Source organism: Nocardia flavorosea, assembly GCF_015477805.1.
GTDB classification, from domain to species: domain Bacteria; phylum Actinomycetota; class Actinomycetes; order Mycobacteriales; family Mycobacteriaceae; genus Nocardia; species Nocardia flavorosea_A.
The window spans coordinates 455,405-467,356 of sequence record NZ_JADLQL010000003.1 but is presented as its reverse complement, the minus strand read 5'-3'; the positions used below and the strand labels follow the sequence as shown (position 1 = coordinate 467,356).

Sequence of the window (11,952 nt, the reverse complement as noted above, 5' to 3'; positions counted from 1 at the left end):
CTGCGACCTTCCGGGCAAGCCCGGTCGCACCGGCGGGGCGGACGATGAGCGACACTGTGTCCTATGCATTACCGGCCACCGACCGCCAGGCCCGTCGAGACACCGTTCGATCCGGTGGCCGGCTCCGGCTCATCCTCCGCCCCGGCTACCCGCCATCGGGCGGCAACTGCGCCCACCCGGCTCGCCCACCGCGCCGGAGCCGCCGAGTGAGGCGGCATCGCACCGCCCGCGGTCCGCGGGGACGCCGGCGCGATGAGTTGCGCGCCCCGGCGCACCGCCGGCCGACCGTGCACCCCAACCCCGCGTCGCTCACCGATAAGCCGTGTGGCGGCGTGATGTGTGTCCGGCCGTGCCCGGGCACGGCGGACGAGCAGACCTGAACTGCGGATACTGCCCCGCGGCGGCGTGACCGGATCGGTGGACCGCCCGGTCACCGCACGCCCGGCATTCCCCCGAAGAGCACCTGGAACACCGTCGGATGGTTCTGGTAGATCCGGGTCGACGGGATGAACGGATGCACCTCCGCGGTATCGGTGACCACGTAGTCGGCGTGGCTGCCCGGGACCCGGTCCAGTACTCCGTCGCAGCGGGGCCCGCCGGTCGCGTTCACCTTGGGGAGGTCTTCGGGGTACTTGTAGGCTTCGGCGCCATACATGAACCCGGCGTTGAAGGACGCACCGGGCACCCGGCCGCCGACCAGGTCCTCGGCCAGGGGCATCGCCGTCGCCAGACCGCGGATCGTGCAGTTCAGGGCAGGCCGGTACTCGTTCAGGAGCTGGGTGGTGGGCCGGAGCAGGCCCAGCGCGGTACCCAGATTCTGTTCGTTCTCGGCGAGCACCGCCCCGGTGGTGTCGGCCAGGCCGATCGTTTCCAGCAGCAGGGTGTCGAAGTTCTGTTCGTTGTCGGTGAGGGTGTCGCTGAGGACCGTGGCATTGTCGACGGTGCGGAGCAGGTCGGGTGCGGTGTCCGCGTAGAGGTTGGTCACGTGGGCGCCGGCCTGGAAGTCGTGGCGCAGCGCGGGCAGGCTCGGGTTGAGTTCGCGGAGCAGCCGGTCGGCGTTCACCAGCAGGTCACCGAGCCGCTCCCCCCGGCCTTGCAGGGCGGTGCCGAGAGCGGTGAGGGTGGCGTTGAGTTTCGCCGGTTCGACCATATCCAGCACTTCGGTGAGCCGTTCGAACAACGTGTTGAATTCGACGGTCACCGATTCACCGCGCAGTACCTGCCCCGGCCGGAGGCGGCCGGCGGGTTCGGCGGGTTCGACGAAGTTCACGTATTTGGCGCCGAAGATCGTGGTGGAACGGATATCGACGAGTGCGTTGCCCGGGACGAGCCCCATCAGATCGGGATTCATATCGAGTTCGAGGCGGACCTCCCCGTTCTCGTTGTCGATGGTGCCGACCCGCCCCACTTCCGCGCCGCGGAATTTCACCTTGGCATCGGGATCCATGACGAGACCGCTGCGCGGGACCACCACGGCGACGTGTTTTTCCGGGGTGAATCCCCCGAGGAACATCGTCAGCGAGACCGCCACGACGAGGACCAGCGCCACCACCATGGCCAGTGCGGCGAGTTTGTACTGCACGGCCTGCCAGATCTTGTGCCGTGTCGTCGTGTGTCGATCGGACTGGGTGTGTACGGGTACCACCACTCACCTGCCTTGCGATGTCCGGCACCCCGTTGTGCCGAACTGAACCGGAATTATGTCCAGACAGTTGTCCATGTTATGGGTGATTCGACCCGGTCGGTACGGTTTTCGCCGATTGCGTCCGGAATTCGCCGCGACACGGCATCTGCGCAGGTAGAAAGCGAAAAAGGCCCGCTCACCACCGGGGTGAACGGGCCTCGATCATAAGCCGTTACGGCATCTGTTACAGCGTTTTCTCGATCGCCGCGACCAGCGTGTCCGCATCCGGTGCGGTGGTCGGCCGGAACCGGCCCGCCACGGTCCCGTCCCGGCTGATCAGGAACTTTTCGAAGTTCCACTGCACATCGCCGGCGGCACCCTCGGCGTCAGGGGTCTCGACGATCTCCCGGTACAGCGGATGCCGGTTGTCGCCGTTCACATCGGCCTTCTCGAGCAGCGGGAAATCGACCCCGTAGGTGGTCGAGCAGAACTGTTCGATCTCCTCGGCTGTCCCCGGTTCCTGACCCATGAACTGATTACACGGGAAGCCGACGACGCTGAAACCGCGGTCGCCGTAGGTTTTCTGCAATTCGACCAGACCGCTGTACTGCGGGGTCAGACCGCATTTCGACGCGACATTGACCAGCAGCACCGCCCGGTCACCCACCAGCTCGCCGAGCGTGGTCGCCGAACCCGACAGCGTATTCACCGCAATATCTCGGACGTTCATTCGTAGCGCACCTGCCAACTCTTGATCCCGTTGATCCACCCCGAACGCAACCGTACCGGATCGGATACCGATTTCAGCTCGGGCATGGCGTCGGCGATCGCGTTGAACATGAGGTCGATTTCCAGGCGGGCGAGGTTGGCGCCGACGCAGTAGTGGGTGCCGGTACCACCGAAGCCGACGTGCGGGTTGGGATCGCGCAGGATATCGAAGGAGAACGGGTTCTCGAAACCGGCCTCGTCGAAATTGGCCGAGCTGTAGAACAATCCGAGGCGCTGCCCCTTCTTGATCTCCTGCCCGCCCAGGACATGGTCGGCGGTGGCGGTGCGCTGGAACGCGGTCACCGGGGTGGCCCAGCGCACGATCTCGTCCGGCGCGGTGCGCGGGCGCTGCTCGCGGTAAAGCCGCCACTGTTGCGGATTGTCCACGAACGCCTTCATGCCGTGCGTGATGGCATTGCGCGTGGTTTCGTTACCGGCAACGGCGAGCAGGATGACGAAGAAACCGAATTCGTCGGAGGCCAGGCCCTCACCGTCCACATCGGCGTTGACCAGTTGGGTGACGATATCGTCGGCCGGACAACCCCGGCGTTGCTCGGCCATATTCCAGGCGTAGCCCAGGATCTCCGCGGAGGCGACGGTGGGGTCGCCGTATTCGGGATCATCGTAGTTGAGCATCTGGTTCGACCAGTCGAAAACCTTGCGCCGGTCCTCCTGCGGCACCCCGAGCAGTTCGGCGATCGCCTGCAGCGGCAGTTCGCAGGCGACCTGGGTGACGAAATCGCCGCCGCCGGTCTTCTTCGCCTCGTGCACGATCTTGTGCGCCCGCTCGGTGAGGGCATTACGCAGCCCCTCCACCGCGCGGGGGGTGAACCCCTTGGAGATGATCCGGCGCACTTTGGAATGCTTGGGCGGGTCCATGTTCACCAGCAGCGCACCGGTCAACTCCATCTGATCCGGGGTGATGTCGCCGGGCAGGCGGACGATGGACCCCTTCTGCTGGGAGGAGTACAGCTCCGGATTACGGGACAACTCCTTGACGTCTTCGAGGGTGCTGACCACCCAGTACCCACCGTCGTTGAAACCGCCCGAGGCTTCGTCGGTCTGGGCGTTCCACCACACCGGGGCGGTGCGCCGCAGCAGCGCGAATTCCTCGACGGGGCTGCGCTGTTCCCACAGGCCGGGGTCGGTGAAATCGAAACCCGGAGGCAGTGCGGTTGTCATCAGGATTCCTTTCCGTCTTCCGGCAGCGGCCGCAGCGGCGCTTCCGGTTGCACCTCGACGAGCACCAGATGGGCGCCGCGCGGGGTGCCGACGACTGCCGAGACCGCGCGCGCCAGATCGCTCGCGCGCAGCATGTAGGGATGGCGGGCGAGCCCCCACGACTGCCACGACTCCAGCAGCGGGCCCACGACCTCCGGTTTCGCGTTCATACCCATACCGGTCACCGTCGGTCCCGGCCGCACCAGCGAGGCCCGGATACCGGTGCCCTCGAGTTCCATCCGCAACTGCTGCACCATGGCCTCCACCCCGGCCTTGGCCGCGCTGTAGGCGCCGTTCCACGGTCGCGGATGCGGTGCGCAGTCGGAGCTGATCAGCACCACATCGCCGCGACGCCGCTTCGACATGCCGGGCAGCACCGCGTGCGCCATCCGGTGTGCGCCGATCAGATGGATCTGTACCTGATGCGCGAAATCCGCGGGGTCCATGTCCTGGATGAGGCCGAACTCGATATCACCGGCCCCGGAAACCAGGATCTCGGTGGGCCCGATCGCTTCTTCGGCCGCGGCCACGAATTCATCCACCGAGGACTGGTCGGTGACATCGAGCCGGTGCGCGAACGCGATCCCGCCGTCGGCGCGGATCTTGCCGGCCAACTCCTCGAGGATTTCCACCCGGCGCGCGCCCAGCGCCACCGGATGTCCCTGCGCGGCCAGTTCCACCGCGGTAGCCGCCCCGATACCGGACGACGCACCGGCCACGATGGCGGGCCGCTTCTCGGGATGGGGTTCGAACCGGGGCATTACCGCACCTCCACGGTGATCGGGAGCTTGGCGAAGCCCCGCACATTGCTCGAGTGCACACGTTCGATACCGTCCTCGCGCACCCGGTAGGACTTGACGCGCGAAGCGAATTCACGCAGGGCGACGGTGGCCTCCAGCCGGGCCAGATGGGCACCCAGGCAGAAGTGCACACCGGCGCCGAAGCTGGCGAGGTTACCCTTTTCGGCGCGGTCGAGGTCGAAGCTGTCGCCGTCGTCGAATACATCCGCGTCCCGGTTGGCCGAACCGATCAACAACAGCACCTTGGCGCCGGCGGGGATCACCTTGCCGTGGTATTCCAGATCCTCGGTGGCGGTCCGCGCGACCATCTGGCTGGACGTGTCGTAGCGCAGGGTCTCCTCGACCCAGTCCGAGACGCGTTCCGGATCGCCGGCGACCTTGTCGTACTGCTCCGGGTTGCGGGCGGCCCAGTACAGGGCATTGCCGAGCAGTTTGGTGGTGGTCTCGTTACCGGCGACGACCATCAGGAACATGAAGCCGATGATTTCGTCGTCGGTGAGCGAATCGCCGTCGATTTCGGCGTCCAGCAGCGCGGAGGTGAGATCGTCGGTGCGTTTCTCGCGCCGTTCGGCGACCATGTTCGAGTAGTAGACGACCAGGTTCAGCGAGGCCTCGATCGCCGAATCCGGGACATCGGTGACGCCGTCCTCGCGATGCATGACCATATCGGCCATGCGGCGGATCTCGGCACGGTCGGCGGCCGGGACGCCCATCATCTCGGAGATGACGTCCATCGGCAGTTTGCCGGCGAATTCCTCGATCCAGTCGAATTCACCGCGTTCCAGCGCCGGTACCAGATATTCGAGGGCCAACTCGTGGATACGTTCTTCCATATCCGCGACCCGTTTCGGGGTGAACCCCTTGAACACCAGGCGCCGCATCCGCATATGCCGGGGGTCGTCCATAGCGAGGAACGACATGGTGCGGTGGGCGTCGGGGCCCCAGGCTGCGGGGTCGAGGGAGACGCCGTTGGCATTGGACAGCTGCTTGGCGAGGCGGAAACCGTTCGTCACATCGGCATGCCGGGACAGCGCGTAGAAATCGAGTTCGGCGTTGTAGTAGAGCGGTGCCTCCGCGCGCAGCCGGGCGTACGTCGGGTACGGATCCTCGTGGAAGGCGTAGTCGTACGGATCGAACGTCACCGGCTCCAACGATGCTGCCGTCATCGGACCCACCTCTGTTTCGATAACGAGTTCTCGCCGGACCGGGCGGCACACACGCCAAGGGGAGACACATAGCTGGACATGTGTCTGGACGGTACCAGTGGTGCGCCGCCGCGACAATGATCGCAGAAGAATCAACCGGTCGGCACTGTCGATACGCGACGACCGGCACCACATTCCATTCCCGCCCGCAACACCGGGCACGAAGCGAGCGCGACCGGCCGTAAAGCACCGCGAATAGAACTGGTTTCTTGCACTACCAGAAGAGACCGGACTATATTCCGTACACCTGTCCAGACAGCATTGGGGTCTTTTATGAACAGTCTTCTGCCCGGCGACAGCTCCCGACTGCTGATCGGCGGTGGCCTCGTCGCCGGCGGCAACGGCGTGTTCGACAATGTGAACCCGGCGACCGAAGAGGTCATCGGCACCGCCGCCGACGCGGACGCGGCCGATATGAACGCCGCCATCGCCGCCGCCCGCACCGCCTTCGACGAGACCGGCTGGTCCCGCGACCACGCCTTCCGGGTGCGCTGCCTGGAACAGCTGCAAGCGGCACTGAAGGCACATGCGGAAGAACTGCGCGAGATCACCGTCGCCGAGGTGGGCGCGCCGATCATGTTCACCAGCGGCCCCCAACTGGACGGTCCGATCGAGGATCTGAACTTCGCCACCCGGCTGGCCGCGAACTACGAATGGGAAACCGAACTCGGCATCGCGGCGCCGATGGGGATCAGCACCCACCGCGCGATCCGGCGCGAAGCGGTCGGAGTGGTCGGGGCGATCACGCCGTGGAACTTCCCGCACCAGATCAACTTCGCGAAACTGGGCCCGGCCCTGGCAGCGGGCAACACCATCGTCCTCAAACCGGCCCCCGACACCCCGTGGTGCGCGGCGGCGCTCGGTTCGATCATCACCGAGGAAACCGATATCCCGCCGGGTGTGGTCAATATCGTCACCTCCGCCGACCACGGCATCGGCGCCCAGCTGTCGGGCGACCCCCGGGTCGACCTGATCAGCTTCACCGGCTCCACCGGCACCGGGCGCGCCGTCATGGCCTCGGCCGCGGCGAACCTGAAGAAAACCTTCCTCGAACTGGGCGGCAAATCGGCCTTCATCGTGCTCGACGACGCCGACCTCGCCACCGCCGTGAGCTACGCCGGTTTCTCGCTGTGCGTCCACGCCGGCCAGGGCTGTGCCCTCACCACCCGCCTGCTGGTGCCGCGCGGCAAGTACGACGAAGCGGTGGAGGCCGTGGCGGCCACCATGAGCGGGATCCGTCCCGGCGACCCCACCTCCCCCGGCACGGTGTGCGGTCCGGTGATCTCCGACCGGCAGCGCTCGCGGGTACTCGGCTATATCGACAGTGCCCGCGCCGACGGCGGCCGCATCGTCACCGGTGGCGGCCGCCCCGCCGAACACGAGCGCGGCTTCTTCGTCGAACCCACCGTGATCGCCGACCTCGACAACAGCGCGAAGGCCGCCCAGGAGGAGATCTTCGGCCCGGTCATGGTGGTGCTCCCCTACGACGGCGACGACGATGCCGTCCGGATCGCCAACGATTCCCCCTACGGCCTGTCGGGCGCGGTCTGGGGCAAGGACCCGGAGCGAATCCGGCGGGTCACCGACGGGGTGCGCACCGGAACCCTCGGCGTCAACGGCGGGATGTGGTACAGCGCCGATGCTCCGTTCGGCGGCTACAAACAGTCCGGTATCGGCCGCGAAATGGGGGTCGCCGGGTTCGAGGAGTACCTCGAGACCAAGCTCGTCGCGACCGCCCAGTAGCTCCGGTACACCGACGATCCCGCAGCGGCACCCCGGCCGCGCCCGCAGTAGTCCGAACTTTTCCCACCAGGCTTTCCACAGCAGCGAGGAGCTCGATCCCATGGCTCGTTTCACCGGCCGCACCGCTATCGTCACCGGTGCCGCACGCGGTATCGGCGAGGTCTACGCGCAGGCGCTGGCCGCCGAGGGCGCATCCGTTGTCGTCGCCGACCTGAACGCCGAGGGCGGTACCGCCGTCGCCGAGAAGATCGTGGCCGACGGCGGCACCGCCTCGTTCCATCCGGTCGACGTCGCCGATCCGGAATCGGCCAAGGCATTGGCCGATTTCACCGTCGAGAAGTACGGCAAGATCGACCATCTGGTCAACAACGCCGCCATCTACGGCGGGATGAAGCTAGACCTGCTGCTCACCGTGCCGTGGGACTACTACCAGAAGTTCATGTCGGTGAACCTGGACGGCGCGCTGGTGATGACCCGCGCGGTCTGGGAGAACATGGCAGCGAACGGCGGCGGCTCGATTGTGAACCAATCATCGACGGCCGCCTACGTATACAGCGGGTTCTACGGCCTGGCCAAGGTCGGTATCAACGGTCTCACCCAGCAGCTGGCCACCGAACTGGGCGGGTCGAATATCCGGATCAACGCGATCGCTCCCGGTCCCACCGATACCGAAGCCACCAAGACCACCACGCCCGAGAGCATCGTCAAGGATATGGTCAGCCGCCTGCCGCTCAAGCGGATGGGGACGCCGGAGGATATGGCCGGCGCACTGCTGTATCTGCTGTCCGATGACGCCAAATGGGTCACCGGGCAGATCTTCTGTGTCGACGGCGGTCAGGTGATCCGTTGATGAGCGGCGACGGGGGCGCCGGCACCCGGGTCGGCTTCATCGGCCTGGGCGATATGGGCGCGCCGATGGCGAAGCAGCTGCTGGGCTGGTCCGGCGGGCTCACCGTCTGCGATACCCGGGCCGAAGCCGTGCAGCCCTTCACCGACGCGGGCGCCGATGCGGCCGCAAGCCCGGCCGAACTCGCCGCGAAATGCGGTGTCGTCTGTATCGCGGTGGTGAACGACCGGCAGGTCCGCACCGTGCTGACCGGCGAGAACGGAGTGCTGAGCACCGCCGCACCGGGGACCGTGGTGGCCGTGCACTCCACCATCGGCGACGAATCGGCCGGCGAATTCGCCCGGTTGTGCGCCGAACGCGACGTGGAGCTGGTCGACGCCCCGATCAGCGGTGGCGCCGCGGGCGCGAACAGCGGGCGACTCGCGGTCATGGTCGGCGGTAGTGAAAGCGCCGTGGCCGCGGTGCGGGAACCCTTCGGCTGCTTCGCCGATCTGGTGCTGCACGCCGGCGAGGTCGGGGCGGGCACCCGCATGAAACTGGCCCGTAACCTGCTGCATTTCATCTCGTTCACCGCCGCCACCGAGGCGCAGCGGCTGGCCGAGGCCGCCGGACTGGATATCGCGGCGCTGGGCAAGGTCGTCCGCCATTCGGACGCGGTGACCGGCGGGGCCGGTTCGATCATGCTGCGCGAAACCACCGCACCGATCGAGGACGGCGATTTCTGGTTGCCGATCCTCACCCATGTCCGCGAACTCGGCGAAAAAGACCTGTCCCTGGCGCTGGAACTCGGCAGCCGGATGGGCACCGAGCTACCGCTGGCGACCCTGGCGCTATCGCGCCTCGGTGCCGGGCTCGGTGTCGGGCAGGGTGCGATCTCGGCCGGGTGGCAGCCACCCGTCGCCTCCGCTCAGCGAGACCGGCCCGGTGCCGCGGGGGCCTCCCGTGGCAGCATCGGCGAACAGGGTGTCACCGCTGCCGGGCAGCAGAACGACACCGCCACGGCGCAGAACGACAGTAAGGAAACCGAATAATGGCCGAGGCCACCACCATCCGACCGCTGTCCGCCGCCGAAGTCGCCGAATGGGACCGCACCACCGATGTGGTCGTCGCCGGCTACGGAATCGCCGGCGTCTGCGCTTCGATCGAGGCCGCGCGGGCCGGGGCACAGGTGCTAATCCTGGAACGCACCAGCGGCTGGGGCGGGGCGGCCGCGCTGGCAGGCGGGTTCATCTATCTCGGTGGCGGCACACCGCTGCAGCGTGCGCTGGGCTTCGAGGACAGTGCCGAGAACATGGAGAAATTCATGGTCGCCGCCCTCGGACCGGGCGTGGACCGGGAGAAGATCGCCGACTACTGCCGGGGCAGCGTCGAACACTACGAATGGCTGGTTGCCAACGGCGTTCCGTTCAAAGCGGAGTTCTGGGGCGAACCCGGCTGGGAACCGCCGCACGACGAGGGCCTCATGTATTCCGGTGGCGAGAACGCCGCGCCGTTCAACACCATCGCCGACCCGGCGCCGCGCGGTCACGTTCCGCAGATGACGAACAAGCGGACGGGCTCCAAAGGCGGCGGCTACATGCTGATGAAGCCGCTCGCCGAAACCGCCGAAAAGCTCGGGGTGACCGCCGAATACGACACCCGGATCCAGCGGTTGATCGTGGACGGCGACCGGGTCGTCGGCGTGGTCGCCAAACAGTACGGCAAGGAGCTGACCATCCGGGCCGAACGCGGGGTCGTGCTGGCCACGGGCAGTTTCGCCTATCACGACCAGATGATCGAAGGGTTCGCCCCGCGGCTCATCGGCCGCCCGGGCGCCGCCATCGAGGAACACGACGGTATCGCCATCCGGCTGGCCCAGGCCCTGGGCGCCGATCTGGCGCATATGGACGCCACCGAGGTCGCGTTCTTCGGTGACCCGCAGATGATGGCGCGCGGCATCCTGGTCAACGGCCGCGGGCAGCGGTACGTCCCCGAGGACACCTATCCGGGCCGGATCGGGCAGATGACGCTGTTCCATCAGGAAAACCAGGCGTATCTGATCATCGGCGAGGCCGCCTACGAGGAATCGCTCACCACCGAGACCTCCACGCCGTTCTTCCGGCAGCCGCCCACCTGGGCCGCGGAAACGGTCGCCGAACTGGAATCCGATATCGGCCTGCCCGAACTCGCGTTGCAGACCACCGTCGAGCTCTACAACAAGCACGCGGCGAACGGCCAGGACCCGCTGCTCGGCAAGAAACCGGAGTGGACCGCACCGCTGCAAGGACCGTTCGCGGCCTTCGATATGCGCAGTTTCACCGCGGGATTCACCCTCGGAGGTCTGCGCACCGACCTGGATTCGCGGGTCCTGCATGTCGACGGCCGGCCGATCGCCGGTCTGTTCGCGGCGGGGCGCTGCACTTCCGGTGTCTGCGCGGGCGGTTACGCCAGCGGAACGTCCCTGGGCGACGGCAGCTTCTACGGCCGCCGGGCCGGGATTGCGGCCGCGAAAGCGTGAAACGGTACGGTCGGACACATGTCCGAAGGTGAACCTCTCGTCATCGAAGCCACCCGTCGCCGCCTGTCCGCGAAACAGGCAGATACGGTCGACAAACTGACGAAGGCAGCGGTGGAGGTGCTCACACGCGAAGGATTCGCGGGGATGACCATTCGCATGGTCGCCGCCGCGGCAGGTGTGGGTACCGCCACCGCGTACACCTATTTCTCGTCGAAGGAACATCTGGTCGCCGAGATCTTCTGGCGCCGGCTCGTGGCAACGGAATCCCCGGTCAGCGAGGATCCCGATCCCACGATGCGGGTGGTGGCCGAATTGCGCTCCATCGCGCTGCTCGTCGCCGACGATCAGGAAGTCGCCGGGGCCGTCACCAGCGCACTGCTCGGCCGCGACCCCGATGTGGCGCATCTACGGGCCCGGATCGGCCTGGAGATCCGCACCCGGATCGAACGTGCCCTCGGCCCCGGCGCCGATCCGGAAATCGTGGTCTCCCTCGAACTCGTCTATGCCGGCGCACTGGTGCGGGCCGGTATGGGCTACGCGTCCTATGCCGATATCGCCGAACTCATCGAGAAATCGGCCCTGTTGATCCTGCGCTGAGCAGCGGAAGAAAGCTTCGAAAATCTCATGGACCGACCCAAGCAGCTCGATTCGTCGCTGGTTCCCACCATCATCAAATACATGTCCAAGGTCAACACCTGGACCTACAAACGCACCGGCGGCCGGATCGGCGGTAACTGGCGCGTCGGCGCGGGATTCCGCAAACCGGTGCCGACGCTGCTGCTCGACCACACCGGCCGCAAATCCGGCAAACAGTTCACGATCCCGCTGCTCTACCTGCGCGACGGCGCGAATATCGTCATCGTCGCCTCTCAGGGCGGGCTACCGAAGAACCCGCAGTGGTACTACAACCTGGTCGCCCAGCCGGATACCACGATCCAGGTCGGCAAGGACCGCCTCCCGGTCCGCGCCCGCCTCGCCGACGACACCGAACGCGACGGGCTGTGGCCTCGGCTGCTCGAACTGTACGAGGATTTCGCGAACTACCAGTCCTGGACGGAACGCAAGATTCCCATCTTCATCCTGGAACCCCGCACCTGAAACCATCCACAGCCCCAATCCCCCACCACGGACGGGACGGCTGTGGTGCGGGATCCGCCGGGTGTTCGCCGAACCCTGACGATCGCCGCCCGGCCGGACACTCCGCCCGCCGCCGACAGTGGAGCGCCGCCAGTGCCATCGCTGGCCGC

Annotated in this window: 11 protein-coding genes; 6 read left to right on the top strand and 5 right to left on the bottom strand. The window is 66.8% G+C overall.

What is annotated here, in order from left to right; genetic code table 11:
- Positions 1–430 precede the first annotated feature (430 nt).
- The 5 genes from IU448_RS17480 to IU448_RS17460 form a co-directional block, all read right to left on the bottom strand.
- On the bottom strand, positions 431–1,555 hold the full coding sequence (locus tag IU448_RS17480; RefSeq protein WP_195056917.1) for an MCE family protein: 1,125 nt from the start codon (positions 1,553–1,555) through the stop codon (positions 431–433).
- A 313-nt stretch (positions 1,556–1,868) separates the two neighbouring features.
- On the bottom strand, positions 1,869–2,354 hold the full coding sequence (locus IU448_RS17475) for a glutathione peroxidase (protein ID WP_195056685.1): 486 nt from the start codon (positions 2,352–2,354) through the stop codon (positions 1,869–1,871).
- Positions 2,351–3,574 (bottom strand): cytochrome P450, encoded by a 1,224-nt coding sequence (locus IU448_RS17470; RefSeq protein ID WP_416383013.1) that lies wholly within the window; start codon positions 3,572–3,574, stop codon positions 2,351–2,353. Before IU448_RS17470 ends, IU448_RS17475 begins: the two co-directional genes overlap by 4 nt.
- On the bottom strand, positions 3,574–4,374 hold the full coding sequence (locus IU448_RS17465) for an SDR family oxidoreductase (protein ID WP_195056684.1): 801 nt from the start codon (positions 4,372–4,374) through the stop codon (positions 3,574–3,576). Before IU448_RS17465 ends, IU448_RS17470 begins: the two co-directional genes overlap by 1 nt.
- Positions 4,374–5,579, bottom strand: coding sequence for a cytochrome P450 (locus tag IU448_RS17460; protein ID WP_195056683.1), 1,206 nt, complete (start codon positions 5,577–5,579; stop codon positions 4,374–4,376). Before IU448_RS17460 ends, IU448_RS17465 begins: the two co-directional genes overlap by 1 nt.
- A gap of 312 nt (positions 5,580–5,891) precedes the next feature.
- Here IU448_RS17460 and IU448_RS17455 point away from each other — a divergent pair, with 312 nt between their 5' ends.
- The 6 genes from IU448_RS17455 (at position 5,892) to IU448_RS17430 (ending at position 11,803) form a co-directional block, all read left to right on the top strand.
- Positions 5,892–7,361: an aldehyde dehydrogenase gene (locus tag IU448_RS17455; RefSeq protein ID WP_195056682.1), complete on the top strand. Its 1,470-nt coding sequence runs from the start codon at positions 5,892–5,894 to the stop codon at positions 7,359–7,361.
- A gap of 100 nt (positions 7,362–7,461) precedes the next feature.
- Positions 7,462–8,211, top strand: coding sequence for an SDR family oxidoreductase (locus tag IU448_RS17450; protein ID WP_195056681.1), 750 nt, complete (start codon positions 7,462–7,464; stop codon positions 8,209–8,211).
- Positions 8,211–9,239, top strand: a complete 1,029-nt coding sequence (locus IU448_RS17445) for an NAD(P)-dependent oxidoreductase (protein WP_195056680.1) — start codon at positions 8,211–8,213, stop codon at positions 9,237–9,239. Before IU448_RS17450 ends, IU448_RS17445 begins: the two co-directional genes overlap by 1 nt.
- Positions 9,239–10,705, top strand: a complete 1,467-nt coding sequence (locus IU448_RS17440; protein ID WP_195056679.1) for an FAD-dependent oxidoreductase — start codon at positions 9,239–9,241, stop codon at positions 10,703–10,705. Before IU448_RS17445 ends, IU448_RS17440 begins: the two co-directional genes overlap by 1 nt.
- A gap of 18 nt (positions 10,706–10,723) precedes the next feature.
- The gene (locus tag IU448_RS17435; protein ID WP_195056678.1) at positions 10,724–11,302 is read left to right on the top strand and encodes a TetR/AcrR family transcriptional regulator; all 579 of its coding nucleotides are present in this window, start codon (positions 10,724–10,726) and stop codon (positions 11,300–11,302) included.
- Positions 11,303–11,329: 27 nt separating this feature from the next.
- The gene (locus IU448_RS17430; protein ID WP_195056677.1) at positions 11,330–11,803 is read left to right on the top strand and encodes a nitroreductase family deazaflavin-dependent oxidoreductase; all 474 of its coding nucleotides are present in this window, start codon (positions 11,330–11,332) and stop codon (positions 11,801–11,803) included.
- Positions 11,804–11,952: the final 149 nt, after the last annotated feature.